Annotated in this window: 29 protein-coding genes and 1 riboswitch; of the genes, 11 read left to right on the top strand and 18 right to left on the bottom strand. The window is 69.7% G+C overall.

Translation table 11 applies throughout. The annotated features are described in order from the left end of the window. The 9 genes from ABZ463_RS04725 to ABZ463_RS04685 form a co-directional block, all read right to left on the bottom strand. A partial coding sequence (locus ABZ463_RS04725) for a PQQ-binding-like beta-propeller repeat protein (protein ID WP_362772992.1) occupies window positions 1-740 on the bottom strand: 740 nt, incomplete at its 3' end. A gap of 521 nt (window positions 741-1,261) precedes the next feature. Continuing rightward, window positions 1,262-1,981 carry an AAA family ATPase gene (locus tag ABZ463_RS04720; protein ID WP_362772989.1) on the bottom strand — a complete coding sequence of 240 codons (720 nt, stop codon included), beginning with the start codon at window positions 1,979-1,981 and terminating at the stop codon, window positions 1,262-1,264. A 61-nt stretch (window positions 1,982-2,042) separates the two neighbouring features. After that, window positions 2,043-2,261 carry a BldC family transcriptional regulator gene (locus ABZ463_RS04715; RefSeq protein WP_352010139.1) on the bottom strand — a complete coding sequence of 73 codons (219 nt, stop codon included), beginning with the start codon at window positions 2,259-2,261 and terminating at the stop codon, window positions 2,043-2,045. 13 nt (window positions 2,262-2,274) lie between these two features. After that, window positions 2,275-2,508: a hypothetical protein gene (locus ABZ463_RS04710; protein ID WP_362772985.1), complete on the bottom strand. Its 234-nt coding sequence runs from the start codon at window positions 2,506-2,508 to the stop codon at window positions 2,275-2,277. Window positions 2,509-2,922: 414 nt separating this feature from the next. Beyond that, entirely contained in the window at window positions 2,923-3,213 is a 291-nt protein-coding gene (locus ABZ463_RS04705; protein WP_362772982.1) for a hypothetical protein, read from the bottom strand. A gap of 59 nt (window positions 3,214-3,272) precedes the next feature. Continuing rightward, complete coding sequence (locus tag ABZ463_RS04700; protein ID WP_362772979.1) at window positions 3,273-3,647, bottom strand: hypothetical protein; 375 nt, start codon at window positions 3,645-3,647, stop codon at window positions 3,273-3,275. After that, a complete protein-coding gene (locus tag ABZ463_RS04695) occupies window positions 3,644-3,865 on the bottom strand; it encodes a hypothetical protein (RefSeq protein ID WP_362772976.1) in 222 nt (73 codons plus the stop codon). Before ABZ463_RS04695 ends, ABZ463_RS04700 begins: the two co-directional genes overlap by 4 nt. 138 nt (window positions 3,866-4,003) lie before the next feature. Beyond that, the gene (locus ABZ463_RS04690) at window positions 4,004-4,249 is read right to left on the bottom strand and encodes a hypothetical protein (RefSeq protein WP_362772973.1); all 246 of its coding nucleotides are present in this window, start codon (window positions 4,247-4,249) and stop codon (window positions 4,004-4,006) included. Window positions 4,250-4,348: 99 nt separating this feature from the next. Beyond that, complete coding sequence (locus tag ABZ463_RS04685) at window positions 4,349-5,533, bottom strand: helix-turn-helix domain-containing protein (protein ID WP_362772970.1); 1,185 nt, start codon at window positions 5,531-5,533, stop codon at window positions 4,349-4,351. A gap of 316 nt (window positions 5,534-5,849) precedes the next feature. Here ABZ463_RS04685 and ABZ463_RS04680 point away from each other — a divergent pair, with 316 nt between their 5' ends. The 3 genes from ABZ463_RS04680 to ABZ463_RS04670 all read left to right on the top strand — a co-directional run bounded on the left by ABZ463_RS04680 (window position 5,850) and on the right by ABZ463_RS04670 (window position 8,403). Beyond that, window positions 5,850-7,199, top strand: coding sequence for a hypothetical protein (locus ABZ463_RS04680; RefSeq protein WP_362772967.1), 1,350 nt, complete (start codon window positions 5,850-5,852; stop codon window positions 7,197-7,199). Between the two features lie 157 nt (window positions 7,200-7,356). Further along, a complete protein-coding gene (locus ABZ463_RS04675; RefSeq protein WP_362772965.1) occupies window positions 7,357-7,722 on the top strand; it encodes a hypothetical protein in 366 nt (121 codons plus the stop codon). 108 nt (window positions 7,723-7,830) lie between these two features. Next, a complete protein-coding gene (locus tag ABZ463_RS04670; protein ID WP_362772962.1) occupies window positions 7,831-8,403 on the top strand; it encodes a hypothetical protein in 573 nt (190 codons plus the stop codon). 39 nt (window positions 8,404-8,442) lie between these two features. Here ABZ463_RS04670 and ABZ463_RS04665 read toward each other — a convergent pair whose 3' ends face one another. Together ABZ463_RS04665 and ABZ463_RS04660 are read right to left on the bottom strand one after the other, a co-directional pair. Next, complete coding sequence (locus tag ABZ463_RS04665) at window positions 8,443-9,375, bottom strand: DJ-1/PfpI family protein (protein WP_362772959.1); 933 nt, start codon at window positions 9,373-9,375, stop codon at window positions 8,443-8,445. Window positions 9,376-9,387: 12 nt separating this feature from the next. Beyond that, the gene (locus tag ABZ463_RS04660) at window positions 9,388-9,972 is read right to left on the bottom strand and encodes an isochorismatase family protein (RefSeq protein ID WP_352010130.1); all 585 of its coding nucleotides are present in this window, start codon (window positions 9,970-9,972) and stop codon (window positions 9,388-9,390) included. A gap of 208 nt (window positions 9,973-10,180) precedes the next feature. After that, a riboswitch (TPP riboswitch) is annotated at window positions 10,181-10,292 on the top strand. Between ABZ463_RS04660 and thiC the strand changes: the two genes are divergently transcribed. Both thiC and ABZ463_RS04650 read left to right on the top strand, forming a co-directional pair. Next, window positions 10,287-11,987 (top strand): phosphomethylpyrimidine synthase ThiC, encoded by a 1,701-nt coding sequence (thiC, locus tag ABZ463_RS04655; RefSeq protein WP_362772955.1) that lies wholly within the window; start codon window positions 10,287-10,289, stop codon window positions 11,985-11,987. It overlaps the preceding riboswitch by 6 nt. An 87-nt stretch (window positions 11,988-12,074) precedes the next feature. Continuing rightward, a complete protein-coding gene (locus ABZ463_RS04650) occupies window positions 12,075-12,431 on the top strand; it encodes a DUF5335 family protein (RefSeq protein WP_352010128.1) in 357 nt (118 codons plus the stop codon). Between the two features lie 119 nt (window positions 12,432-12,550). Here the strand turns inward: ABZ463_RS04650 and ABZ463_RS04645 are convergent, their stop codons facing one another. Together ABZ463_RS04645 and ABZ463_RS04640 are read right to left on the bottom strand one after the other, a co-directional pair. Further along, window positions 12,551-13,249 carry a response regulator transcription factor gene (locus tag ABZ463_RS04645; protein WP_352010127.1) on the bottom strand — a complete coding sequence of 233 codons (699 nt, stop codon included), beginning with the start codon at window positions 13,247-13,249 and terminating at the stop codon, window positions 12,551-12,553. Continuing rightward, window positions 13,246-14,586: a histidine kinase gene (locus ABZ463_RS04640; protein ID WP_352010126.1), complete on the bottom strand. Its 1,341-nt coding sequence runs from the start codon at window positions 14,584-14,586 to the stop codon at window positions 13,246-13,248. The genes ABZ463_RS04645 and ABZ463_RS04640 overlap by 4 nt, the downstream gene beginning before the upstream one ends. 225 nt (window positions 14,587-14,811) lie before the next feature. Between ABZ463_RS04640 and ABZ463_RS04635 the strand changes: the two genes are divergently transcribed. Continuing rightward, window positions 14,812-16,200, top strand: coding sequence for an alpha/beta hydrolase (locus tag ABZ463_RS04635; RefSeq protein WP_362772950.1), 1,389 nt, complete (start codon window positions 14,812-14,814; stop codon window positions 16,198-16,200). Window positions 16,201-16,271: 71 nt separating this feature from the next. Here ABZ463_RS04635 and ABZ463_RS04630 read toward each other — a convergent pair whose 3' ends face one another. Then, on the bottom strand, window positions 16,272-16,667 hold the full coding sequence (locus tag ABZ463_RS04630; protein ID WP_362772947.1) for a VOC family protein: 396 nt from the start codon (window positions 16,665-16,667) through the stop codon (window positions 16,272-16,274). Between the two features lie 142 nt (window positions 16,668-16,809). On the opposite strand from ABZ463_RS04630, the gene ABZ463_RS04625 reads away from it, so the two are divergent. Further along, window positions 16,810-18,186 (top strand): pyridoxal-dependent decarboxylase, encoded by a 1,377-nt coding sequence (locus ABZ463_RS04625; protein WP_362772944.1) that lies wholly within the window; start codon window positions 16,810-16,812, stop codon window positions 18,184-18,186. Window positions 18,187-18,245: 59 nt separating this feature from the next. Here ABZ463_RS04625 and ABZ463_RS04620 read toward each other — a convergent pair whose 3' ends face one another. Then, window positions 18,246-18,653 carry a hypothetical protein gene (locus ABZ463_RS04620; protein WP_352010120.1) on the bottom strand — a complete coding sequence of 136 codons (408 nt, stop codon included), beginning with the start codon at window positions 18,651-18,653 and terminating at the stop codon, window positions 18,246-18,248. Here ABZ463_RS04620 and ABZ463_RS04615 point away from each other — a divergent pair. The 3 genes from ABZ463_RS04615 (at window position 18,652) to guaA (ending at window position 22,019) form a co-directional block, all read left to right on the top strand. Next, a complete protein-coding gene (locus ABZ463_RS04615; RefSeq protein WP_362772941.1) occupies window positions 18,652-18,801 on the top strand; it encodes a hypothetical protein in 150 nt (49 codons plus the stop codon). The genes ABZ463_RS04620 and ABZ463_RS04615 overlap by 2 nt on opposite strands. Window positions 18,802-18,816: 15 nt before the next feature. Then, window positions 18,817-20,346: a DUF885 family protein gene (locus tag ABZ463_RS04610; RefSeq protein WP_362772938.1), complete on the top strand. Its 1,530-nt coding sequence runs from the start codon at window positions 18,817-18,819 to the stop codon at window positions 20,344-20,346. A 122-nt stretch (window positions 20,347-20,468) separates the two neighbouring features. Beyond that, a complete protein-coding gene (gene guaA, locus ABZ463_RS04605; protein WP_362772935.1) occupies window positions 20,469-22,019 on the top strand; it encodes a glutamine-hydrolyzing GMP synthase in 1,551 nt (516 codons plus the stop codon). Window positions 22,020-22,077: 58 nt separating this feature from the next. Here the strand turns inward: guaA and ABZ463_RS04600 are convergent, their stop codons facing one another. Continuing rightward, on the bottom strand, window positions 22,078-22,467 hold the full coding sequence (locus ABZ463_RS04600; RefSeq protein WP_362772932.1) for a hypothetical protein: 390 nt from the start codon (window positions 22,465-22,467) through the stop codon (window positions 22,078-22,080). Window positions 22,468-22,596: 129 nt separating this feature from the next. After that, entirely contained in the window at window positions 22,597-22,959 is a 363-nt protein-coding gene (locus tag ABZ463_RS04595) for a nuclear transport factor 2 family protein (RefSeq protein WP_362772929.1), read from the bottom strand. Between the two features lie 195 nt (window positions 22,960-23,154). Here ABZ463_RS04595 and ABZ463_RS04590 point away from each other — a divergent pair, with 195 nt between their 5' ends. Beyond that, window positions 23,155-24,414: an acyltransferase gene (locus tag ABZ463_RS04590; protein WP_362772925.1), complete on the top strand. Its 1,260-nt coding sequence runs from the start codon at window positions 23,155-23,157 to the stop codon at window positions 24,412-24,414. On the opposite strand, the gene ABZ463_RS04585 is transcribed toward ABZ463_RS04590, so the two are convergent. After that, the gene (locus ABZ463_RS04585) at window positions 24,321-25,121 is read right to left on the bottom strand and encodes a polysaccharide deacetylase family protein (RefSeq protein WP_362772922.1); all 801 of its coding nucleotides are present in this window, start codon (window positions 25,119-25,121) and stop codon (window positions 24,321-24,323) included. The genes ABZ463_RS04590 and ABZ463_RS04585 overlap by 94 nt on opposite strands. Window positions 25,122-25,315: the final 194 nt, after the last annotated feature.

Here is a 25,315-nt window from a genome sequence, read left to right as displayed (position 1 = left end):
GTCGTGTCCAGGGCGTACACCCTGCCTGTCTCGTCGCTGAAGTACAGGGTGTCGCCGGTCGCCGTCGGGCTGAAGTCGACCCTGGCGCGGTTACGGACTTCGTGGGTCCAGCGTTGCTTGCCGGTGGTCGTGTCCAGGGCGTACACCCTGCCCGCTCCGTCGCCGACGTACACGGCATCCCCGGCCACCACCGGCCTGAAGCCACCGCCGCCGGTTCCGCGAGTCCAGCGTTGCTTGCCGGTGGTCGTGTCCAGGGCGTACACCCTGCCTGTCTCGTCGCTGAAGTACAGGGTGTCGCCGGTCGCCGTCGGGCTGAAGTCGACCCTGGCGCGGTTACGGGTGTCGTGGGTCCAGCGCCGCTCGCCGGTCACCGCGTCCAGGGCGTACATCCTGCCGTCATCGGTGGTGTACACGACACCCTCGGCCACCACAGGATCGGAATAGCCGACCGCTGAAGGAACACCGGAAAGGTCGTGGGTCCAGCGCGGCTCGCCGGTGGCCGCGTCCAGGGCGTACATCCTGTCCTCGCCGAGTTCGCCGCCGAGGACGTACACCACACCGTCGGCCACCGCCGGAGCGGAGGCCCTGTAGCCGATGTCGTAGGTCCAGGAAGGGGTCATGGTCACGGTCGCCGTCACCGCCCGCCACACGAACCCTGAGACGACGACCAGAGCGCCGATCGCCAGCCCTGTGACCGCCCGCCGCCATCCGCTCCACCGACGTCCGCCTGCACTCTTCATCTCCCGGACCTCACCGCTATCTCTTCTCGGGGGTGCTCGCACGCCTGGAGCCGGCTCTGGCTTCGCGCCCGGCGCGAAGGCTCCGAACGACGCTATGGGCGGGCGCTGGAGAACGGCTTGTCGATCACTGGGACGGTCGTGTTCGTCGACGGACGCCGACCACCGGCCCCCTGCGGTTGCGGCGAATTCGACTCCCCAGGTCGGTTGTCCCTTGGTCGGCGACTCCCGCGACGGTTCCGGTGGGAATCCCCGGTCAGGGTGAGCACCTCGGCCGTGAAGAACAGGTTGGCCACGACCTGGTCGAACGGGATGTCCCCCGTCTCGTCGATGACGATCGGCTTGTCAGGACACCCTCTAAGCCGAGAAGAGATGGTTCGTTTCTCTGCTTCCCCGTATCACTCGGCTGTCCGATTCTGTCTGAACGAGAGGGTTTCCTGTTGAGCGCTCCGATCGAAAACGGTCGTGTTTTCCGGGAGCCTGGATCGCCGGTGTGCTGAAGCCCGCGTAAGTGGCGACCCGGGTCACTCCAAGGCGTACCGCAGGTAGAGGTCCGGCCTGGCGAGGAACCGGCGCCAGTGGTCGACCACCTGGAGCCGGTCCCACTCGGTCTCCCGGATGCCGTCGTCGCCGAGTTCCAGGACCCGCGCGCCCGGAAGACTGGAGAGGACGGGCGAGTGGGTGGCGCAGATGATCTGCCCGCCCTCTCCGGCCACCCGGTTCATCAGCGCCATCAGCCGCAGGCAGGAGGCGAAGGACAGCGCCGCCTCGGGCTCGTCCATCAGATAGAGCCCGGGGCCGGAGACCATCCGCTCCAAGACGGTGAGGAACCCCTCCCCGTGGGACTGCTGGGTGAGGTCCTGCTCCCAGAAGCCGTACCGGCCTGACACGTTCTGTCCCAGGTTGAACAGTGTCTCAGCCCGGAGGAAGAACACCCGCCGCTTCAGCCTCGGCCCGTGGATGAGCCGCAGTCCCTTCGAGGTCAGCTCGGCGTCGAGCACCTCCCCGAGCGGTGTGGCGGGTCCGGTGCTGGAGTACATGGTGCCCGCCTTGCCGCCCTCCGAGTTGACCCGGCACACATCGGCGACGGCCTCGACGAGAGTCGACTTGCCCGAGCCGTTCTCCCCGACGAGGAAGGTGACCGGCGTGGTCACCTCAAGCCCGTTCTCAACAAGGTGCCTGACGGCGGGTACGGCCCCCGCCCACCCCTCAGGAACCCGCCTGACGGCCAACCGGGTGAGCAACAAGGTCGTCCCCTCTCCTCGACGCGGCTCACGATACGGCCGTCCGGGCAGGTCAGCGGTGTCAGGCGTTGAGAAGGGCGTTGATGTCGCTCTCCCGGTAGCGGCGTTGCCTGCTGGGGGTGCGGACGGAGGGGATCTTCCCGGTGAGGGCCCAGCGGTTGACGGTCTTGGGGTCCACGCCGAAGATGCGGGCCACCTCGCCGGGGGTGAGAAGCCGTTCGGTGGTGTCCGGTCCGGTGGCGAAGGTGCCGTCCGGGGCGACGGCCTTGAGTGGGGACATGGAGGGCTCTCCTTCAGTGGCGGCTTCGGTGGAGGATCTCGTCATGCCGGGCCAGGGCCCTGGCGAGGCGGCGCAGGGACGTACGGCCGAGCATGTCGCGGGCCCCTGCTTCGCGCTGGTGAAGGCGCAGTGGTTCGTAGCGGATGGCCCACCACCGGGGCAGGCCAGGCAGGTGGAGGTATTCGTACCGCCAGCCGGGGTGGGCGCTGATCAGCAGGTCGATCAGTCGTCGCTCGTCGTCGGTCATGGTCGTCCTGGTGAGGAGGCGGGTTTCGCTCGGCCCGTCATCGTTCGGGTGGGGTTTCCGATCACTCGAACCGTGAGGTCCAGGCGTCTTCGTTCATCCGGGCCATGAGGCCGGAGCCTTCACCCGGCCGGGACTCCCGATCGTCCGGGCCGGGACTTCTGATCGTCCGGGTCGAGTGGAGCGGTGACGCGAGGGCGGGTGCCCGGCCCGGAGCCGGGGAGCACGGGCCGGGCACCCTGGAGGAGGACCGGCCCCACATACGCGGGGCCGGTGCGCCAGACGGTTCCCCTTCCCCAACGCGCATGGGAGCCGTCTCGCGAGCGTGTGCGGCCCAGGTCCCTCCCACCTGAGCCGCACGTTCATGGGGTACGGCGCGAGACGGGTGGGATGACGTCCACGCCCGCCGTACCGGCTTCAGGAGCGCAGAAGTCTGCGCAACGTCGTGGACCGACCCGGCATGACGGCCCGGGAGCCCCGGGCGGTTCGAGCCCGTAGGGCGCGGGCGACGGCGACGGCCTGGATGCTCGGCGGCACCGCCGGAGACACCTGGGCGCTCAACTTACGGTCCAGTTCCTCGGCGGACTCGGCCCGCACCAACAGCACCGCCCCGGGGTACGGCCTGCCGGACAGGACACTCCGATAGGCGCTCCACAGCCCGGACCGCGAGCTGTGAAAGACCAGCCAGTCCGGATGAGCCGCTTGCACGGAGTTACAGGCTCGATCGGAAAACTCAGAAACTTGCCGAGGTGCCCAGGACGGGAGCATCATGCCGCCCTCCCGTCCGGTGAACGCCGACCACCGGTGGACGCCGTCTCCTCAACGACCGCCACCCCGGAAGGTTCACCCCGCCTGAGGGAAACCTCCGCGCGAACCGGCATCGGGGAGGGCCGGATCGCCCGGATCATCTCCGCCTCCCGCATCCGCTCCTCCAACCCCTCACCGGTGATGTCCTCGACGACCACCGGCCGAGGGTTGTCCCAACCCGCCATCGCGTAGAAGCGGCGATGTCCCAGGCTGTAGAGGACGGTCCAGTCCGCCCACGACTGGTTGATCCGTTCAGCCTCAGCGCGGGCCGGGCCGTCCCACACCCGCCGATACACCGGCGCGTACGGCAGGCCGTCCCGATGACGCCCCGTCACGAAGGCACCCCCTCAACGGCGCCCCGGGCCTTCTCCTCCTGCTTGGCCACGGCCTCCCGGACCTCCTCGAAGGTGTCGGCGTCCACCGCCGGCTCCGCCCCGGCCCGCAACGCCGTACGCGGAAAGGCACGGTTGCGAACGGCCCAGAACCGCCCGGCATCACTGATGATCAGCCGCCACCCCGGGATCGCCGTCGGCTCGGACTTGCCATCGTGCACAGGACCGACCTCCACTGTTCGATTCTTGTGCTGAAAGAAATGGATAGGGAATGCCGCGAATCGCAATGCGCCCCCAACCTCGGTTCGTCAGAAAACGGAAGCCGAACGGAAATTCGGTGCGGCGAATCACACGGTTCGCTACGGCGACGTGGTGTCTTCCTTCTCCAAGAGCCGGGTGAGTGCGAGGGCCGTTTCGGCTTCGATCTCCCGAGGGGAACCCTCTTCGGATGGAAGGGGCCGTATGGCGTACCAGCCGGATGTTTTACGCTTCTCGTCCTGGCCGTACCAGATCCGCCAGTCGGGAAACCGCTCGCGGAGCCGGATCAGATGCTCTTCGTCCTCCTCGCCCCAATAGTGCAGCGAGCTGTTTTCGCGAAAGCCCATGCGCTGAGACTAGGGGGCCGATTCGTTTCTACCCAGGGACGCCATGTAGGGATTCATGGCGAGGGGAAAAGGCGTCGTACATGATGTACGGACCGTAGGTCAGTTGTGTTCGACCCCTTGGAGCAAAATGCGCAATCTAGCATTAAGGCGAGTTTTGCGCTCTACAAGATCATGCACAAGGGTTTCCGCGACCGCCTGATGGCGGAACCATTCAGCGGACAGGTCCAGCGCCCGCGCGGCGGCCTCCTCGGCCTCGTCGGTACGGCGTCGCTCCAGAAATGCCCGGCTCACATCCAACAGATGACGCCCGTACTGGACCTTGAACAAACCCTGCGGGTTCACCATCCGAGAGGCTTTCAGCGCCCGGTCGGGCCGATGCGCGGCGGTCATGATGTGGGTGGTCTGGATCGCGACATGTGTGGGCCCGAACGACGTCCAGTAGTCATGCCGGTCGGCTCCCAGCCGGGCCGCTGCCGCCGCCGCCATCCTGAGATAGTCCTCCGCGCCGTCCACATCGCCGACGCTTCCGCGCGCGACGGCGGCCTGGAGGACGAGGCCTCCCCAGACGGCGATCTGCTCCGGCGCCGCCCTCGACATCGAAGGCTCCACGGCGTCGGCCGCACGCATGGCGAGGCGCTCCGACTCGTCCGCCCGGCCTTGGTGCAGCATCACCCAGCAGTAGACCCCGTACTGGGTGGCCAGGCGCCACTCGTCGCTTCCCGCCCGAGCCGCCTGGATCGCGCGTTCGGCGGCGATGGCCGCCGCGTCGTCACGGCCGGTGTGTACCAGGACCGACCCGGCGAGTTGCCAGGCGTGAGACAGCGGAGCGGCCGCCGCCGGGTCCGTAGCCTCAAGCAGGCGACATTCGTTGATCAACCCTGGCAGCTCGGCGGCGAGAACCCCGAACTCGCCACCGAAGTAGGCACCGTACGCCCTTTCGATCAGCCGCCAGAGTTCCGCCAGGGACGTCGGCTCACCGTCATGATCAGGATGAAGCTCAAACAGGTCGGGACTGATGACCGCGTCCCGCACCGCCAGCGCCGAAGCCCCCGGAACGCGGTCCAGCCGCGAGGATTTCCCGGCGATGACCCCCGGGTCGATGTCAAGGGCTCGCGCCAGCTTCACCATCGACACCCACGACATGGACTCACGCACGTCGCGTTCCAGCATCGAGATCAGATCCACGCTGACACCCGCACGGCGCGCGAGTTCGGCTTGGGTATAGCCACGGTTGAGGCGGTTGGCTTGCAGACGTTGTCCGACTGTCGTGCTGACGTCACTCAAGGCACTGCACCTTCCTCACGATGTCGCAATTTCAGGTTATGGCGTGAGGTGGTTCCCGTGTGAAGGGTTCACCATTGGTTTTTCTGGAAACCAATCGATGGCCGTGCGCGATCACCCGGATTATCCCTTTAACCAATAAGGTGCGACGAACGGACTTCGAGTGAGCACTCATCGCACTACGGAAGCGGAGCCTGCTGGCATGACCCTTGACGTCCGTACGGTCCTGGGCCGTCGCTACCGAGGTTGACGACAGTAAGGAGCTCCGACCCGGCAGATCGCGGCGGTGATAGCCGAACGGTTCGGCGTTACTCCGCTGATGGCCTTCCGGCACGCCACCGGCCTCACCCAGGCCGAGGTGGCCGAGCTGTACAACAGGAAATGGCCCAGCGACCCTCCCAAGACCTTCAAACAGATCTCCTACTGGGAGTGCTGGCAGGGCCCCGGCTCCGAGTCGTCCGCCTCCGCCCGGCCGCCCTCCTACGAGGACCTGGTACGGCTGGCGAGCCTGTACAGGTGCCTGATCGACGACCTTCTTCTCGGCCCGCACCGGAAGCTGCCACTGCCGCCCCCGGAAATCGGGGAACTACTGGCCGACGTCCTGTCGATAGTGGAAAGCGACGGCTACCCTGGAAAAGCCGATGACGCCACGGTCATCACTTTTGATGTCCCGACCGGCGAAGGGACTGTCGCCGTGAAACTTTCCCGTCGTGAATTCACCGAACTACTGGCCGCGGGCGGACTGGCGGCCCTGGTCCCCGGCGCTGCTTCAGCCGAACCATTGACGGCCACCGGCACGACGTACTACCGGCATGTCCTGAACGCCCATCAGGCGGGTCACCACCTTCTACCTCCGGCCGCGCACCTCTCCGTGCTTCAGCGGGAGCTACGCGGCATCGAAAAGGCCCGCCAGGAGGTCCCCGGTGTCGCACGGAAGGAACTGCGGCGGATCCAAAGCGAGTACGCCGAGCACATCAGCTGGCTCCTGCGCGAGAGCGCGGACCTGAACGGCTGCCAGCAGTGGGCCAACCGCGCCGCCACCTGGGCCATGGAAGCAGGAGACACCTCCATGGCCGCCTACATGATGATCCGCTCGGCGAGCCTGGCTCTCGACAAGGGCGACCACGCCCGGGTGATCGACCTCACCACGGCCGCCCGCAACGCCTCCTGGAGGATCCCGCCGGTCCTGCGCGGTGTCGCGCAGGCCTACGAGGCGCGTGGGCACGCGCTCACCGGCACGGTGGCCGCCGCCCAGCTCGACGAGGCGACCGAGCTGATAACCACGGGACGCTCCGAGACCGACCCGCCCTACCTGAGGTTCTTCACCGGCGACTTCGCCGACATGCAGCGGGCCACCTGCTACGTGGACGCGGGCGAACCCGGACGGGCGATCACCATCCTGCAAAGCAAGATCACCACCATGCCGGCCGCTCACCGCAGAGACCGCGCCGTCTACCTGACCCGGCTGGGCGCCGCCCACGCCGCCGCCAGGGAACCGGACGCCGCGGCCTTCGCGGGACTTGGTGCCCTGGCCGACGCACGCAGATCTTCCTCCGAACACGTCATGGCCGAACTCGACCAACTCGCCGACACCCTGATGAGACAGTGGCCGAGACAACCGCAGGTGCGCCACTTCCAGGAGGAGTTGCACACCGCGCGAGCGGTCTGACCGCCATTCCCATCGTGGTCAGAACCAAGAAGGCCTGGCCGTGTGAGCAACACCGCCGTACGGGTCCGCTTGGCACGACCTGTTGTCGTGTGACGACGCAGTGCGCTCTGGAAGGACACCTGGTTGTCCGGTTCCGTCTGAACGAGAGGAGTTCTCGATGAGTGCCACGGCTGAGAACGGTCGTGTTTTTCGGGAGGCCTGGATCGCCGGTGTTCTGAAGCACTTTCCCGGTGAGCCCAAGCCCGGTTACGTCACCCCGTGGGACCAGACCCCCGAGTGGGAGCGGGAGGCCGCCGCGGCGGTCTACGGGCAGGTGGCCGAGTTCATCAGGGTCAGCGACGGGAACACCGGCAAGCTCACCCGTGAGCAGAAGGGGCGCTTCGTGGCCCTCTGCTGGATCGCCCAGATCCACAAGCACATCCCCGACCCCAAGCCGTCCTACGTCGCCGACTGGGACGACCTCCCCGAATGGCAGCGCCAGACCGACGCCGACATCTTCGAACGCATCGAGCTGGAGTCCTGACAGCCGGGCACAATGGACCCAGGCGACGCGCAGGTCGCGCAGCCGAACATCTGCGGATGGAGGCGGCCGTCCGCCTCCAGTAAAAGGGCCTCTAGAAGGATCTGTCTGTTGAGCCTGTCGCGAGCGATGCCTGCGGAGAGCCAGTGGGATCTTCTGGAGGAGCATCTTCTGAACAGCCGCTTCGATGTGGCCTGGATCGACACGGAGGAAATCGGTGAAGCCGCGGAGCGTTTCCGGGTGGATCCGGGCTCTGGAGTTCCCTGCGATCTCGATACCGCGTTCGACCTGATTGAGAACGACGGGCAGGAGACTCTGGTCTGGATCGGGACGCACTCCCCGGGCTGGTCTGTCGCGGTCACCATGAACAGGGGTTTCACGTTGTCCGAAGAAGCGAGCACGGGAGGAAGGGGCGTTCTCGCCCACTGGCACATGGCCGGCCTGTATGAGCTCGCCGACGAGGGGATGGTCTACTACCACGACGGGGAGCACATGGGCAGGGTGGGCGAGGAGGCGTTCCGGGATCACGCGCTGGATCTGGACCTGGACGGCGCCGGATTCCGGGAGCAGGTGGAGTACTACCTCATCCTGGCGGGGCGGATCACGGGCCGGTTCCTCGACCGGGAGTGGTTCGCGGCGTCGCGCGTTCTCTATCGTGTCCCTGGCGACGCCTGGTCTCGCTGATCGAGTCCTGTCCAGGTGGGTGTACACGCCGGGACGGGATCAGCGGCGGAACCCCACGCTTCGGCGGCCCGCCGAGGGCGTCGTACGGGCGCGTAGCCTCCGGAGCATGCGGGCGTCGGCGAAGCCCACGGCGCGGGCGGCGGTCTCGACGGTGGCTCCGCGACCGAGGAGGTGTTCGGCGCGTTCCAGGCGCAGGGCGGTCTGGTAGGCCAGGGGGGTGAGTCCGGTCGCCCTGCTGAACAGCCGGGTCACGGTCCGTTCGCTGCATCCGGCGGCCTCGGCCAGCAGGCTCAGCGGCAGCCGTTCGGTGAACCGGACCTCGATCAGGTCCTGGACGCGGTGGACCGTCTCGTCCACGTGCGAGCGACGGCGCAACAGCGGGCTGACCTGCTCCGCCGTACCGTCGCGGTGGGTGTGGACGAGCATGGCGCGGGCCACCTGCCCCGCGACGTACGGCCCGTGCCGGGTGGTCACCAGGTGCAGTGCCATGTCGGTTCCGCTGGCCACGCCCGCCGAGGTGACGATCCGGTCGTCCTCGACGTACAGCGTGTCCCTGACGACCGTCGTCCGGGGGTGGAGGCGGGCGAGTTCGTCCTGGACGGCGTGGTGGGTCGTACAGCGGCGGCCGTCGAGCAGCCCGGCGCGGCCCAGCGCGTCGGCGCCCGCGCACACGCTGGCGACCGTACCGCCGGACGCGTGGTGTTCGCGCAGGTGGCGCAGGGTTTTCTGACTCGCGGGGCGGGTCGGGCCGCGCCAGCCCGGCACGATGACCAGATCGTCGGGCGTCAGGGCCGGCCAGTCGGTCTCCGCCCGCAGGGGTAGCCCCTGGACGGTGGCGACCTCGTCGTCCTCGGCGACGTAGGTGAGCGTGTACGGGTGCCCGAGGTCGTCGGCGGTGGAGAAGACCTGGGCGGGCCCGGCCACGTCGAGGAGGTGCACCTGCGGGATGAGCAGGAAGACGACCCTCGGCATGACCGGCACCTCCTAGTTTCCGGTGAGCTGGTCCACGGTTCTGATGGTGGCGAAACGGCCCGACAGAGCGTATTCGGTGCGGGCGATGATCTCGTCGACGCCGAGTGTGCGCGGGTGCCGTACGAGTTCGGCGAAGGACAGGTCGTCCGGGGCGGTGCGGTGCGGGATCGGTGTGGTCGCGGTGGCGTCGATGGCGAAGTCGACCTCGAAGCCCAGGTCGGAGGCTATGCGGGTGGTGGTCTCGCAGCACTGCTCGGTACGGATTCCGCAGATGGTCAGCTTCCTGATGCCGCGCTGGGTGAGGTACTGCTGGAGGTTGGTGGTGGTGAAGGCGTTGTGCGCGGTCTTGGTGAGGACCGGCTCCCCGGGAAGGGGCTCGACGCCGTCCATCAGACGGACGAACCCCCGGGCCGGGTCGAAGACGGAGCCCGATCCGGGGCGTGAGCCGAGGACCCACACGACCGTGTCCCCGGCGGCCCTGGCGGCCGTGGCGAGGCGGTTGACCTGGGGGACGATGTCGGGTCGTGAGGTGTACCGCCAGTCGGGGAGCTGGAGGAAGGAGTTCTGGACGTCGATGACGATGAGAGCGCCGGTCATGCCCTCAGCCTGGCGACGCGGGGGTCCGGGCTGAAGGCATCACCTGGTCGGCCTGCGGACCGATCCGGTCAGGGGCCTCACCCGCACGCCGTACCCAAGGCAGCCCGTACCGTGTCGCTAAAAATAGCCACAAGAGGCCAGAAGGTAGCTCCAAAGGGGTGAATGGGGCATCATTGGGGCGCGAACTGAGATCATCTCAGTTCGGCACGTATGCCAACGCGGGAGCTCGGGGCAACCGGGCTGAGAGGGCAGCTACCGCCGCTGCCGACCGCTGAACCTGACCGGGTAATGCCGGCGTAGGGAGAAGTTGTCCTATGGTGCCACCTGCCAAGAATGTCCAGAAGGCTGCCCAGAATGTCCAGAACGCAAGGAAGATCTACCTCACCGGTTCGCGGCCGGACATCCGCGTGCCGATGCGCGAGGTGCCGCTGACCGACGGGTCCTCCGTCGTCCTGTACGACACCTCGGGTCCGTACACCGATCCGGAGTACGACGCCGACCCGGCCAAGGGCCTGCCGCCGCTCAGGTCGGCCTGGCGGCGGACCAGGGAGACGCTCGCCTGCGGCGGGACGGAGTCCTGCGGCGGAACGCTGCCCAAGCCGGTACGGCACACGCAGCTGGCCCGCGCCAGACGCGGGGAGATCACACCGGAGATGGAGTTCGTCGCGCTGCGCGAGGGCGTGGCCGCGGAGTTCGTCCGCGACGAGATCGCCAGAGGCCGGGCCGTACTGCCGGTGAACGTCAATCACCCGGAGAGCGAGCCGATGATCATCGGCCGGAACTTCCTGGTGAAGGTCAACGCCAACATCGGCAACTCGGCCGTCTCCTCCTCGATCGAGGAGGAGGTGGAGAAGATGCGCTGGGCCACCCGCTGGGGGGCCGACACGATCATGGACCTGTCCACCGGGAAACGGATCCACGAGACCCGCGAGTGGATCCTGCGCAACTCCCCGGTGCCGGTCGGCACGGTGCCGATCTACCAGGCGCTGGAGAAGGTCGGCGGCAAACCGGAGGCCCTGTCGTGGGAGGTCTTCCGCGAGACGGTGATCGAGCAGTGCGAGCAGGGCGTCGACTACATGACCGTGCACGCGGGGGTACGGCTGGCCTATGTGCCGCTGACCGCCAACCGCAAGACGGGCATCGTCTCCCGGGGCGGCTCGATCCTGGCGGCCTGGTGCCTGGCCCACCACGCGGAGAACTTCATCTACACCAACTTCGCGGAGCTGTGCGAGATCCTCGCCGCCTACGACGTGACCTTCTCCCTCGGCGACGGGCTGCGGCCCGGCTCGATCTACGACGCCAACGACGAGGCGCAGTTCGCCGAGCTGCGCACCCTGGGGGAGCTGACCCACGTCGCCTGGGAACACGACTGCCAGGTCATGATCGAGGGGCCGGGCCACGTGCCCATGCACAAGATCAAGGAGAACGTCGACCTGCAGATGGAGCTGTGCTCGGAGGCCCCCTTCTACACGCTGGGGCCGCTGACCACGGACATCGCGCCGGGCTACGACCACATCACCTCGGCCATCGGCGCGGCGATGATCGGCTGGTACGGCACGGCGATGCTGTGCTACGTCACCCCGAAGGAGCACCTGGGCCTGCCGGACCGTGACGACGTCAAGGCCGGGGTGATCGCCTACAAGATCGCGGCCCACGCCGCGGACCTGGCCAAGGGCCACCCCGGGGCGCAGGCCTGGGACGACGCGCTGTCACAGGCCCGTTTCGAGTTCCGGTGGGAGGACCAGTTCAACCTCTCCCTCGACCCGGAGACCGCCCGCTCCTTCCACGACGAGACCATGCCCGCCGCCCCGGCGAAGACCGCGCACTTCTGCTCCATGTGCGGTCCGCACTTCTGCTCCATGCGGATCACCCAGGACGTGCGGGCCTACGCCGAACGCAACGGCCTGACCGACACCGAGGCCATCGAGGCGGGGATGCGGGCCAAGGCCGAGGAGTTCCGCAAGGAGGGCGGCAAGGTCTACCTCCCCATGCCCTCACCCCCGGGCGAGGAGTAGACCCGTCCGTTCGTGGGATGTGGCGCGGCCGGGAGCCGACGAGCATGGACAGAGGCGGTTGTCGTTTCCGACGAGAGGGGCTGGCAGATGGCTCAGGAACGACCCGAGGTGCCGCGCGAGGAGTGGCGCCCGTTCTTGGACGGCCTGACGAGACAGTACGAGGGCTCGGACGTGACCATCGAGGTGCTGGACGCCTCGGCCGGTGACCTCTACCAGGCGGAGAAGCTCCCCCTGGCCTACATCGAGTACGACGACAAGGACGACATCTTCTCCGTGGGCGTCGGGGGACGTGATCCGCGTTACCCGGTCGTGCTCCGCCACGGCATCGAACACCCGAGGCGGATCCTCGCTGACACCGTCTCGCCGGAAACGCCACGGGTCTTCGACGTCGTGGACGGGGAGGGCACCCAGACGATCATCACCATCCACCGGCACGCCGCGTGACCTGGTCCGGCCCCGCCGTCGTCGCGGGGCCGGACCGGAGCCGGTACGGCGGCGCCCTTCCCCGGCTCGCGCCGCCGTACCCTCGAAGGCTCACCCCTGCGTACCCCTCGGGCCGGAGGTCAGGCGTGGCCGCCGGGGGAGATCAGGCCGGTCTCGTAGGCCAGCACGACGGCCTGGACCCGGTCACGCAGCCCCAGCTTGGACAGGATGCGCGCGACGTGCGTCTTGACCGTCGTCGTGCTGAGGGTGAGCCGCTCGGCGAGTTCGGCGTTGCTCAGCCCGGTGGCGAGCAGGCGCAGCACCTCAAGCTCCCGTGGCGTCAGCTCGGACAGGTCACGGTGCGGGGTGTCGGTCCCCGCCTCCTCCCGGCGGGCGAAACGCTCGACCAGGCGGCGGGTGATGGACGGCGCGAGCAGGGCGTCCCCGGTGCGCACCAGCCGTACGGCCGCGACCAGGTGCTCCGGGGTGACGTCCTTGAGCAGGAAGCCGCTGGCCCCCGCAGCGAGGGCCGCGTAGACGTAGTGGTCGAGGTCGTAGGTCGTCAGGATGATCACCCGGGTCTCCTGGGACTCCTCGGCCATGAGCCGCCGGGTGGCCTCAAGGCCGTCCATCTGCGGCATCCGGATGTCCATGAGCACCACGTCGGGGCTGGTCCGCCGTACGGCCTCGATCGCCTCGGCCCCGTCGGCGGCCTCGCCGACGACCTCGGCGCCGTCGGCGGTGAGGATCATCCGGAAACCGGTGCGGACCAGAGCCTGGTCGTCGGCGATGACGACACGCGGCGGCCGGTCGACGGCCCACTCGGGGGGCCGGTTCACGAGGTCGTCCTGGGCAGGCGGGCGACGAGACGGTAGCCACGGCCCCGAGGGCCCGCCTCCAGGCTTCCGCCGTACAGGGCCAGCCGTTCACGCAGGCCGATCAGGCCCCGGCCGTCGCCGGTCCTGGAGAGGGCCGGACGTGCGGCTCCGGTGTCGGTGACCTCGATCCTCAGCCAGTCGCCGTCGTGGCCGATCACGACGGACGCCGCCGCGCCGGAGGCGTGCTTGATCGTGTTGGTCAGGGCCTCCTGGACGACGCGGTAGGCGGCCAGGTCGATCCCGGGGGGCAGCGGCCCGGGAGGCGACGACAGCGTGACGTCCACCGGCGTCCCCGCGGCGCGGACCCGTTCGACCAGGGTGTCCAGCCGGTCGAGGCCCGGCTGCGGTTCGAGACCCTCACCGGGGTCGGCGTAGCGTCCCCCGGCGGGCCCCGCGAGCAGGCCCATGACGTGCCGCAGCTCGGCCAGGGCGGTCCTGCCGCTCGCCTCGATCGCGAGCATGGCCTCCCGGGACATTCCGGGATCGGCCGCCATCACCTTGCGCGCGGCACCGGCCTGGATCACCATCACGCTCACATTGTGGGTCACGACGTCGTGGAGTTCTCCGGCGATGCGGGCGCGTTCGGCCTCGACGGCCCTGCGGGTGGTCTCCTCCTGGGCCTGGCGCAGCTCCTCGATCCTGCGTCTGCTCGCCCTGAGCCGCTGCCGCCAGACATGGACGAGGCTCGCGACGATCCCGGCCCCCAGCAGCAGGACCGAGGGGCCGAACCAGCCGGGCAACCGTGGGGCGACGCCCTCGAAGGCGGCCCCGGCCAGTACGGCGGCCAGCAGCAGACCGGCCACCGCGGCCACCCGGTTACGGCTGTGCGCGACGGCGCTGTAGGCCGCGACGGCGCAGGCCAGCACGGTGATCCAGGTCGCCCCCGCGTAGGTGACCAGCGCGGCGGTCAGCACCGTCCAGAAGACGGCCAGCGGAAAGCGGCGCCGCAACGCCAGCGGCAGCGCCGTCAGCACCACCAGGACCACCGGAGGCTCGTAGTCCCAGGACCAGGCGTCCTCGTCGTAGATCTCGCTGGTGGGTGGCATGACGGTCAGGGTGCCGCTGCCCAGCCCGTCGGGACGCAGCCGCAGAACCCCGACCAGGGGCTGCGGGCCGCCGTGGTCGTCACGGTTCCCACCGGGGAGGTTCACCGCCGCGATCACCGCGAGGGCGGTCAGCGCGACCGCCAGCAGCACGTCGACGACGATCGACCGACGTGACGGTGTGACGGGCTCTCCCGCCGGTCGCAGTACCTCAAGCGCGTACCGTTTCCATGATCGTCGTCCTTCTGCCACCACCCGCCCATTGTGACCTCCACCACCCGGCCCCCACATCCGCCGGGAAGACCAGGCTTACCTTCCCGGGAAGTACACCGCGCGGACGACGGGGGAAATCGGTCGTTTTCTGGGCGTATCCAATATCGGTGTGATGGCCGACGCGCGGGGGAACCGGTGGCGCCTACCTTTCCGTCATCCGGCCGTCCTGACAGGGCGGCCGTACCGACGGGGAAGGACGGACATCACATGGACAACGAACCCAGGCGGGGCACCTTAGGGCGGGCACCGGGGACGGGAGGGCGGGCCGTACGGGGTGGCCTGGCCGTCGCCGCCGGCCTGCTGGCCCTTCTCGTCCCGCTGACCCCGGCCTCCGCCTCCGGCGGCGCTCCGGTGCCCGCCACCCTCGGCGACGGCGCTCCTCCGGCGGCCGCCGCACCGGGTTCCGGCACCGGGTCGAGCGCCACCCCGGCGCCCTCAGGTTCCGGCGATCCGGCGTCCGGGAACTCCAAGGCTTCCGGCCCCGGCACGACTCCGGAGCCCGCCGTGACCGGAACCGGGGACGTTCCGGTCACGGCGGCGCGGCTGCCCGCGCCGACCGGGCCGCATCCGGTCGGCACCGTCTCCCTCTACCTGAAGGACACCTCCCGGCCCGACCCGTGGGTTCCGTCCGTGAAGGTCAGGGAGCTGATGGTCTCCCTGTGGTACCCGGCGGCGCCGAGGCACGGACGGCGGGCGCCGTACATGACGCCGCAGGAGTCGGAGGCGCTGCTCAAGGGGGAGGGGCTCACCGACCTGCCGCCCGGTGTCCTCGCCGAGACGCGGACCAGCGCCGTCCTCGGGGCCCGGCCGGTGGGGCGTAGGCACGGGTCACCGCTGGTGGTGCTCTCCCCGGGCTTCATCAGGTCGCGCAAGACCCTCACGGGCCTGGCCGAGGAGCTGGCGAGCCGGGGATACGTGGTGGCCGGGATCGACCACACCTACGAGAGCCGGGGCACGAGCTTCCCCGACGGGCGGCTCGCCACCTGTGTCGCGTGCGAGGTCGACCACGAGAAGGGCTTCGGGGAGAAGGCCGTGGCCGTACGGGCGGCCGACGTCTCCTTCGTGCTCGACGAACTGACCGGTCCCCGTCCGAAGTGGGCGGGCGCCTCCCTGATCGACCCCGGCAGGATCGCGATGGCGGGTCACTCACTGGGCGGCGCGAGCTCCCTGGCGGCGATGCTGAAGGACGGCCGGGTGAGGGCCGGGATCGACATGGACGGCACCACCTACGCCCCGATCCCGCCGGAGGGGATCGCGCGGCCGTTCATGTTCCTGGCCTCGCCGGAACACACCCCGGGAGGCGGGAGCCCGGCGTGGGACCGCGACTGGGGGCTCATGACCGGCTGGAAGCGCTGGCTCACCGTGGCCGGGGCCCAGCACTCCTCCTTCACCGACCTCATCTCGCTGGCCGACCAGCTCGGCGTCCCGCACGAGGGCGAGCTGTCGGGTGACCGCTCCATGAAGATCACCCGGGACTACGTCCTCGCCTTCCTCGACCGGCACCTGCGTGGCAGGTCACGACCCCTGCTGGACGGGCCCTCCGCCCGCTACCCCGAGGTCGGGCACTGCTCCCCGCCCCGGAGCACCTGCTCCTAGGGTCCGGAGCTCCCCAGGGTCCGGAGTCGACGTTTCGGCCGCCCGGGCGGGCCTGCCGGTCCCGGGCCCTTCTAGGGTCTGGGGCCGAGCAGGTCCCAGCGGTTGCCCGCGATGTCGAGGAAGACGGCGAACCGGCCGTACGGCTCAGCGCGCGGTGCGGTGACGAACTCGACACCGGCGGCCGTCATCCGCCGGTAGGCGGCGTCGAAGTCGTCGACCCGCAGGAAGAAGCCCACCCGTCCCGCCACCTGGTTCCCGACGGCCGTCGCCTGGTGGTCTCCGTCCGCGCGGGCGAGGAGGACGCCCGTCTCCGCGCCCGGCGGGCGGACGACGACCCACCGCTTCCTGCGGCCGTCGTTCGTCAGGGACGGCGAGTCCTCGGCCAGCTCGAACCCGAGCACCCCGACGAAGAACTCGATGGCCGGGTCGTAGTCGTCCACCACGATCGTGAACAGATCGATTCGCACGCCCCCGATCGTAGGGGCGTCGGCAGGGCCTGGCCGGGTCGAGGGACGCGTACGGCCTCCACGGAAGCGGCGGCCCTGGGCTGAGCCGCGTTGACCATGGCGAAAGTGGAGATTCGCGGGGAAATCCTTCAGTATCCCCGGTGTGATCTGGAACGTTGAGGAGTTCGTGGGCGCCGCGGGTGTGACCGTCGAGCGGTTGGCGGCCTACGTGGACGGCAGTCAGCGGGGGTTGTCCCCGGTCGTCGGGCGGCGTCCGCGGGGGGAACTGGCCGAGCGGCTCGGGCTGGCGCGGTGGATACGCGAGGGCGGGATGACGCCGGAGACGTACGCCGAGTTCCTGGCGGTCTACCTCGACGAGGGGACCAGGTTCCACCATCCCGGCCACCTGGGGCACCAGATCGCCGCGCCCGACTTCCCCGCCGCGCTCGCCGACCTCGTGCACGGCGCCGCCAACAACCCGATGGCGGTCTACGAGATGGGCGCGGCGGCGGCGACCGTCGAGTTCGAGGTCGTGCGCTGGATGCTGGACAAGGCCGGGTACGGCCCGGCGGGCGGGGGCGTGCTCACCCACGGGGGGTCGCTGGCCAACCTCACCGCCCTGCTGGCCGCGCGGGCGGCGGCCGTGCCCGAGGCGTGGGAGGACGGGGTCCCCGGTGATCTGGCGCTGCTGGCCCCCGAGTCGGCGCACTACTCGCTCACCAGGGCCGCGGCGATCCTCGGACTGGGCGAGCGGGCCGTCGTGCCGCTGGACACCGACCCCCTCGGCCGGATCGACGTGGCGCGGCTGCCGGAGGCCCTCGACCGGGTACGGCGGGCGGGGCGGCGGCCGATGGCGCTGGTCGCGGCGGCCTGCGCGACCGGGACCGGTCTGTACGACGACCTGCGGCCGATCGGGGAGTTCTGCGCCGCCAACGGCCTGTGGTTCCACGTGGACGGCGCCCACGGGGCCTCGGCGCTGCTGTCCGAGGGGTACCGGCACCTGCTCGACGGAGTCGAACTGGCCGACTCGCTCACCTGGGACGCGCACAAGATGCTGCGTACCTCAAGTCTCGCGGCGGCCGTGCTGGTCAAGAGGGGAGGCGCCCTGGACGCGGCCTTCAGGCAGCGGGCGAGCTACCTGTTCTACGGTGACCAGGGCTTCGACTCGATCGGCAGGACCGTCGAGTGCAGCAAGGCCGAGCTCGGTCTGAAGATCTTCCTCAACCTGGCCTGGCGGGGGGAGCGGGGCCTGGGCGAGTACGTCGCGGGGCGGTACGCCACCGCGCGCCGCCTGTGGGAACTGGCCCGGGAACGGCCCGGGTTCGCGCTGCCGTACGAGCCGGAGAGCAACATCGTCTGTTTCCGGTACGGCACCGGCGACCAGGCGGCGATCCGGGAGTCGCTGACGGCCGACGGCGCCTTCCATCTGACCTCCGCCGAGGTCGGCGGGGTCCGTCACCTGCGGGCCAGTGTGATGGCCCCGGCCACCGACGACAAGACGCTGCACGCGCTGCTCGACCGGATCGCCGAGCCGGGGTGAGACGGGGACGGACCACCGCGCCGCCGTGCCGGTGAGACGACGGCGGCGCGGGGAGTCCGTCAGATGGTGACGCAGATGTTGTCCGTGATGGGCTGGTTGTTCTCGTTGTAGAACTTCGCGCACCACAGGTGGTCCGGCCAGGCGATCACCCAGGGGTAGGAGTTGTACGGCTCGCCCCAGCCCCAGCTCTTGGTGGGGCTGTTGTCCGACCAGCCGTAGGGGCCGAAGAGGTTGAAGTGCCCGTACTTGGAGCCGGCGGCGCTCCAGGCCTGCACGTGGTTGACCTGGCAGTTACTGCCGTAGACCACGTAGTAGACCCTGATGGTGATGCCGTCGCCGGTCTCGGCCTTGCTGCCGGGGCAGCTGACCAGCGCCTTGCTGGACTGCGCGGCCTGGGCCGTTGAGGGGACGGACAGGAGCGTGAGGCCGGCGAGAACGGCCAGCACGGTGAGGAAGAGCTTGCGCATGGAGCCTCTTTCCTTGGCCGATTACGGTTTGATGTTCGTCAAACTACTTTTCTCCGGTGTTCTTCCACGAGTGGATAAAGCGCCAAAAATCACGGTTTTCCTGCCAAATGCGCCGGGAGGAAACAGGGGATCCGCCCTGATCGTCTGATATAGCGTCGAGGCCATGACCGAACTCGACAGCCGCCTGCGCGCGGTGTGCGACCTGTCCCTCCCGGAGATCCGGGAGATGGCGGGCAGACACGAGTACGACGGCCGGATCCAGGACCTCTCCCCCGAGGGGGTGCGCGCGGGACTGGCCGCGCTCGGCCGGGGAGAGCCGCCCGCCGACCCCCACGACGCGGCGCACCTGCGGATCTTCGAGGAGGACGCCCGGGTCAGGTACGGCGAGCTGGAGCTGCACCGGAGCAGCCCGCTCCCGCACCTGGCGAACCTCGACCTGGCGACCTACGACCGCGAGTACGCCCCCGAGGCGGAGCGGGCCGCCGCGCGGAACGCCCACCTCGCCCGGTGGCCCGAGGCCGTCGAGCACGCGATCGCCTCCCTCGACCGGCTCAGCGCCCCCGTCGCGACCGCGCTGCTCGGCGCCGCGCGCGGCCTGGCCGCCGGGGTGCCCGCCGACGCCGACGCCTCCGTGCGTGAGGCCGCGCTCAAGGCCCACGCCCGCTTCGTCGAGCACGTGGAGGAGGCCACCCGCTCCGGCGACCCCGACGCCTCCCTCGGCGCGGCGGGGCTGGCCCGGCTGATGGGGACGGGCGACGGCCTCCCGGTCGATCTCGGCGCGCTGGCCGTACGGGCCGACGCCGAGCGCGACCGGCTGCTGGCCAGGCTGGCCGAGTCCTGCGAGCGCCTCGGGCAGGGCGGCAGGCCCCCGCTCGACGTCGCCCGCGAACTGGTCAAGGACCACCCCGGGATCGACGGCGTGATCGAGGCCGCCAGGGTCGGCACCGAGCGGGCCATCGCCTTCACCAGGGAGAAGGACCTGGTGCCCTATCACGACGGCGAGTGCCTGGTCGGGATCGCGCCGGAGTCGCGCAGATGGGCGATGGCGATGATGAGCTGGGCGGCGCCCGGTGAACCCGAGGCCCCCTCGTGGTACCACGTCACCCCGCCCGACCCGTCGTGGCCGGAACGCGACATCGAGGAGTGGCTTGAGGTCTTCAGCGCCACCACGCTTCCCGCGATCAATGTGCACGAGGTCGCCCCCGGGCACTTCTCCCACGCTCGTGCCCTGCGGCGCGCCCCCTCGCCGGTGCGCCGTACGCTCATGTCGCTGGCGTTCGCGGAGGGCTGGGCGCACTACGCGGAGGAGCTGTGCGTCGAGGAGGGCTTCGCCCCCGAGGACCCGCGTTTCGAGATCGGCGTCTGGCTTGAGGCGCTGATCAGGGTGACCCGGCTGGCCTGCGCGATCGGCGTCCACAGCGGCGCGATGACCGTCCAGGAGGGGGCCAGGCGCTTCGAGGCCGACACCCACCTCGCGGGGCCCGCCGCGCTCTCCGAGGCGGCCAGGGCCACCTTCGACCCGACCTACGGCCGTTACACGTGGGGCAAGCTGGAGATCCTCGACCTGCGTTCACGGGCCAGGGCGGAGTGGGGCGCGGGGTTCACCCTCAAGCGCTTCCACACCGCGATGCTCGACCTCGGCTCCCCGCCCCTCGGCCTCCTCGGCGACGCCCTCGCCCAGCCGTCCGCCTAGCCGATCGCCTGGGTGGACACTCGGGTGTCCGCCCAGGCGCGACCGAGGAGGCCGCTCGTGAGTAAGCGCGCTGACGAGCGCCGATAGACTGACAGGACCGCTGTGTTTTCTTTGGGGGTCTTGTGTCTGAGTTCGACACGGTCCTCGTCGTCGACTTCGGCGCGCAGTACGCGCAGCTGATCGCGCGACGAGTGCGTGAATGCCACGTCTACTCCGAGATCGTCCCCTCGACGATGCCGGTCGAGGAGATGATGGCCAAGAATCCCAAGGCCATCATCCTGTCCGGAGGTCCCTCCTCGGTCTACGCCGAGGGCGCCCCGGCCGCCCCCGTGGGCCTGTTCGAGACCGGGGTTCCCACCTTCGGCATCTGCTACGGCTTCCAGGCCATGGCCCAGGCGCTCGGCGGCCAGGTGGCCAAGACCGGTGTCGCCGAGTACGGCGGGACGCGGCTCGACGTGATCAGCGAGGGCGTGCTCTTCGCCGGGCTGCCCGTCGCCCAGTCGGTCTGGATGTCCCACGGTGACAGCGTCGCCGCCGCCCCCGAGGGCTTCCTGGTCACCGCCACGACGGCCGAGACCCCGGTCGCCGCCTTCGAGAACCCCGGCCGCGGCCTGTACGGCGTGCAGTTCCACCCCGAGGTCCTGCACAGTGACCACGGTCAGGCCGTGCTGAAGCACTTCCTCGACGCGGCGGGCTGCCGCCCCGCGTGGACGATGCTCAACATCGTCGAGGACGCCGTGGAGGCCATCCGCGCCCAGATCGGCCCCGAGGGCCGCGCGATCTGCGGCCTGTCCGGCGGCGTCGACTCCGCGGTGGCGGCGGCGATGGTGCAGCGGGCCATCGGCGACCGGCTGACCTGCGTCTTCGTCGACCACGGCCTGCTGCGTCAGGGCGAGGCCGAGCAGGTCGAGCGCGACTTCGTCGATGTGACCGGGGTCAAGCTCAGGGTTGTCGACGCCCAGGAGCGCTTCCTGAAGGCCCTCGACGGCGTGACCGACCCCGAGGAGAAGCGCAAGATCATCGGGCGCGAGTTCATCCGGGTGTTCGAGGACGAGCAGCGCGCCATCCTCGCAGACGGGCCGGTCGAGTTCCTCGTCCAGGGCACCCTCTACCCCGACGTGGTCGAGTCCGGCGGCGGCACCGGCACCGCCAACATCAAGTCGCACCACAACGTGGGCGGCCTGCCGGACGACCTGCGGTTCACGCTGGTCGAGCCGCTGCGCGCGCTGTTCAAGGACGAGGTCCGCCGTGCGGGCGAGGAGCTCGGGCTGCCGTCCGCGATGGTCTGGCGCCAGCCGTTCCCCGGCCCCGGCCTGGGCATCCGCATCGTCGGCGCGGTCACCCGCGAGCGCCTGGAGATCCTGCGCGAGGCCGACGTCATCGCCCGTGAGGAGCTGTCCAGGGCCGGCCTCGACCGGGACATCTGGCAGTGCCCGGTCGTGCTGCTCGCCGACGTCCGCTCGGTCGGCGTCCAGGGCGACGGCCGCACCTACGGTCACCCGATCGTGCTGCGCCCGGTCTCCAGCGAGGACGCCATGACGGCCGACTGGTCCCGCCTTCCCTACGACGTGCTGGCCCGCATCTCCACCCGGATCACCAACGAGGTCCGCGAGGTCAACCGGGTCGTCCTCGACGTGACGAGCAAGCCCCCGGGCACCATCGAGTGGGAGTAGGACACGACGGCACGGCCCCGGAGAGAACCTCTCCGGGGCCGTGCCGTTTTCTCGGCCCTCACCGCTCGCGGCGGAGGGCGACGTACTGCAGGGCGGCGAAGCCACCGACGACGAGGGCCTGGGCGACCACCCAGACGGCCCCGAGGGTCGTCGTGCCCAGCCCGCCGAGCGCCAGTTCGGCGACGCTCACCACGGCCCACACGACGTTCAGGGCGACGACCGCGGCCGCGGCGCCCCGGTTGACGACCCTGGGCACGGTCAGCAGCCAGACCGCGACGCCGTACACCAGGAGGAAGACGCCGACGCCACGCTGGAGGGGTACGGCCAGGCCGAGCAGGTCGTTGACGGGGCCCGAGAGCAGCAGGTAGGCCAGGCCGTTGGCGCCGGTGACGACGGCGTCGAGCCTCAGGGCCAGGCGCAGGAGAGGGGTGGTGGCGGTGGTGGTCATGTCGGGGGCCTTTCCAGGGTTCTTCGGATTCTGTGAAGGCTTTCCGGGAGCTTTCCCGGAGTTTCCCGGGGGTTCGGGAACGGGCCCGGGACGGCACCGCGGGGGCCGTCCCGGAGGGGCCGGAAGCGGTCAGGCGGGGACCTGGTCGAGGAAGCCGTGCACGGTCCTGATCCGGCCGTCCTCGGTCAGCGTCGCGACGTCGAAGCCGACCACGATCGCCTCGCCGCCCTCGGGGCCGAGCCTCCAGGTGAAGCGGGCCAGGTCGTGGTGGGCGTCGACGTCGCCGCCCGGGGTGAAGACCAGGCCGGGGAACTGCTGCTGGACGGCGGCGATGGTCGCGTCGATCGCGTCGCGCCCGGTGACGTCGACCAGGGGGTCCACGTAGCGGGCGTCCTCGGTCCAGACGGCGTCGATCTCCGCGCGCCGTTCGGCGGCGTCGGTGGTGTTCCAGATGGCCAGGTAGCGCTCGACCAGCTTGGCTGCGTCGGTCATGTCGATCTCTCCTCGTCGTTCGCGTGCCTCGTTCTCGCAGGTCACAACGTTACGGAGCGGCACGGAACGGGGAATCCGTCATCGACCGGTACTTCTGACGCTCCCTATCGGTCAACCTGGGAGTGTCCTGTGGATGGAGGACCCCGACGGGGATCAGTCCTGTTTCAGAGGGAATGAGGGGGTAACTTGGGGCGAATGTCTCCCCCGGCCCTTCCTCCGACGTCTCCGCTGTCCACGACCGGCAAGCGGCTGGCGTGGCTGGACGCGCTTCGCGGTGTCGGCGCGGTCGCGGTGCTGCTCGAACACCTGCTGCCGTGGTTCATGCCGGCGCTGCGGCCCTACTGGTTCAACCTCGGGATGTACGGCGTCCTGGTGTTCTTCCTGGTCAGCGGCTACATCATCCCGGTCTCCCTGGAGGGGCGGGGGGACGTGCGGGCCTTCTGGATCAGCAGGGCGTTCCGGCTCTACCCGATCTACCTGCTGGTCGTCGGGCTCGTCCTGGCCATGGGGTTCTGGATCCCGGTCCGTGAGCAGGTGCCGCGCGACCTGTCGGCCGTGGCGGGGCACGTCACGATGCTGCAGGACGTCCTGCACATGGGCGGCCTGGCCGACACCATGTGGACGCTCTCCTACGAGATGGTCTTCTACCTGCTGGTGACCGCGCTGTTCGTGCGGGGACTGCATCTCAGGAGCGGGCTCTTCGCCGTTCTCTTCGGCGTCATGGGGGTCGGGGCGGGGCTGGTGCTGTCTGCGCCGCTGCTCGGGGGGCCCTGGCCCGCCTACGTCGCCGGGGTGCTGTTCTGCGTGGGCATGGTGTGCGTGGTCGGCGGCCGGTTCCGCACGGCCGCCGCCTGCGTGCTCGGCGTGATGGCCGTCGTGCTGACGCTCTTTTCGGGGTTCGTCCCGTGGCTGGGGGCGACGATCCTGGCGGTGATGTTCACCGGGACCGCGATCCGCCGCTGGGAGCAGGGCGTGGGCGGGCCGCTCCCGGTGGCCGCCGCGGCCGTGCTCGTCGCGCTCGCCCCGGTGTGGTCGATCCAGGCGGGCTGGTGGTGGGTCCAGCCCGATGTGTGGATCACCACGCTCGTGCTGGCGGGGGCGACGTTCGCCGGGGCCATGGCCCTGCGCGGACGCCGCCTGCCACGGCCCGTCGTCTGGCTCGGGCTGATCAGCTACTCGCTCTACCTGCTGCACCACCCGCTGCTGAAGCTCGTCCCCGCCGTTCTCGGCGACGTACGGGCCATGCCGCAGGCGGTGCAGCTGTCGGTCTCGGCGGCCTGTGTCGCCGTCGTGGTCGGGCTGAGCTGGCTGACCTACCGCTACGTCGAGTTACCGATGCAGCGCTTCGGCCGGAGACTGGCTCACATGCCGTCCTCGGGGGAGGCCGCCTCGGGGCCGGGGGAGTCGGGCGTCTCGGAGGCCAGGTCGTCGTCCTTCTCCGAGCCGACCGGGTAGATGTCGCCGGCCTTGAGGTCCTGAGCGCCGCGCAGCGAGGAGACCGAGACGATGTGGTAGCCCTGCTTCTGCAGGGCCGCGATCAGCTTGGGCATCACCTTGACGGTCTGCTCGACCCAGTCGTGCATGAGGATGACCCCGTCACGCTTGGCGTTCTTGAGCACCTCGTCGTAGATGGCCTTCTCGTTCTTGGTCGCCCAGTCGCGGGAACCGCCGTTCCACAGCACGATCGGCAGGCGCATCTCCGCGGCGATCGCCCGGACCCTCTCGTCCAGTTCGCCGTACGGCGGGCGCAGCAGGGTGGGGGCCTTGCCGGTGGCCTGCTTGACGATGTCCTGGGTCCGGGTCAGCTCCTCGCGGATCTTCTCCTCGCTCAGCTCGCGCAGGTGGGGGTGGGTGTAGCTGTGGTTGCCGAGTTCGTGGCCCTCGACGGCCATCCGCTTGGCGAAGGCCTTGCGGGACTTCGCGTACTGGCCCTCAAGGAAGAAGGTGGCCTTGGAGTTGGTCTTCTTGAGGGTGTCGAGCAGCTTATCGGCGTACTTGCCGGGGCCGTCGTCGAACGTCAGCGCGATGCACTTGACCTTCGCGCAGTCCACCGGGGGTGCCTTTTCCGCTTTGGGTTTGTTCGCGCTCCATGCCGCGGTGGGCGAGGACAGCAGGGCCGCGGTGCACGCGGCGGCCAGGAGCAGTCGGACGGGAGACTTCATGAGGGTGAGCTTCCGGGTCGAGTGACTTCTGGGAAGCAAACAGCCTATCGAGGCCTGTCAACGCCATTGAGGGGCATGTGTCACGATGTCCTGTGAAAAGCGGATAGCTCTGGTTTCCGTACCGCCGGGGTCGTGACCGGTTGGGTGGAGGCGGCACGGTATGCCACGGCCGGTCAAGAACCAGTATGGAGATC

Origin of the sequence: Streptosporangium sp. NPDC020145 (assembly GCF_040631275.1) — a bacterium.
Taxonomy (GTDB): domain Bacteria; phylum Actinomycetota; class Actinomycetes; order Streptosporangiales; family Streptosporangiaceae; genus Streptosporangium.
Note: the sequence above shows the minus strand (reverse complement) of the source record. Positions and strands in the feature narration are given on the sequence as shown.

Excerpts from the sequence above, each read along its gene's own strand:
- ABZ463_RS04675 (WP_362772965.1), top strand. The coding sequence starts at position 7,357 with ATGAGTGCCACGGCTGAGAACGGTCGTGTTTTTCGGGAGGCCTGGATC.
- ABZ463_RS04585 (WP_362772922.1), bottom strand. The coding sequence starts at position 25,121 with ATGAAGTCTCCCGTCCGACTGCTCCTGGCCGCCGCGTGCACCGCGGCC.
- ABZ463_RS04680 (WP_362772967.1), top strand. The coding sequence starts at position 5,850 with ATGGCCTTCCGGCACGCCACCGGCCTCACCCAGGCCGAGGTGGCCGAG.
- ABZ463_RS04665 (WP_362772959.1), bottom strand. The coding sequence starts at position 9,375 with ATGCCGAGGGTCGTCTTCCTGCTCATCCCGCAGGTGCACCTCCTCGAC.
- ABZ463_RS04635 (WP_362772950.1), top strand. The coding sequence starts at position 14,812 with ATGGACAACGAACCCAGGCGGGGCACCTTAGGGCGGGCACCGGGGACG.
- ABZ463_RS04715 (WP_352010139.1), bottom strand. The coding sequence starts at position 2,261 with ATGTCCCCACTCAAGGCCGTCGCCCCGGACGGCACCTTCGCCACCGGA.
- ABZ463_RS04590 (WP_362772925.1), top strand. The coding sequence starts at position 23,155 with ATGTCTCCCCCGGCCCTTCCTCCGACGTCTCCGCTGTCCACGACCGGC.
- thiC (WP_362772955.1), top strand. The coding sequence starts at position 10,287 with ATGGTGCCACCTGCCAAGAATGTCCAGAAGGCTGCCCAGAATGTCCAG.
- ABZ463_RS04600 (WP_362772932.1), bottom strand. The coding sequence starts at position 22,467 with ATGACCACCACCGCCACCACCCCTCTCCTGCGCCTGGCCCTGAGGCTC.
- ABZ463_RS04650 (WP_352010128.1), top strand. The coding sequence starts at position 12,075 with ATGGCTCAGGAACGACCCGAGGTGCCGCGCGAGGAGTGGCGCCCGTTC.
- ABZ463_RS04690 (WP_362772973.1), bottom strand. The coding sequence starts at position 4,249 with ATGGGCTTTCGCGAAAACAGCTCGCTGCACTATTGGGGCGAGGAGGAC.
- ABZ463_RS04660 (WP_352010130.1), bottom strand. The coding sequence starts at position 9,972 with ATGACCGGCGCTCTCATCGTCATCGACGTCCAGAACTCCTTCCTCCAG.
- ABZ463_RS04620 (WP_352010120.1), bottom strand. The coding sequence starts at position 18,653 with ATGCGCAAGCTCTTCCTCACCGTGCTGGCCGTTCTCGCCGGCCTCACG.
- ABZ463_RS04615 (WP_362772941.1), top strand. The coding sequence starts at position 18,652 with ATGGAGCCTCTTTCCTTGGCCGATTACGGTTTGATGTTCGTCAAACTA.
- ABZ463_RS04610 (WP_362772938.1), top strand. The coding sequence starts at position 18,817 with ATGACCGAACTCGACAGCCGCCTGCGCGCGGTGTGCGACCTGTCCCTC.
- ABZ463_RS04710 (WP_362772985.1), bottom strand. The coding sequence starts at position 2,508 with ATGACCGACGACGAGCGACGACTGATCGACCTGCTGATCAGCGCCCAC.
- ABZ463_RS04595 (WP_362772929.1), bottom strand. The coding sequence starts at position 22,959 with ATGACCGACGCAGCCAAGCTGGTCGAGCGCTACCTGGCCATCTGGAAC.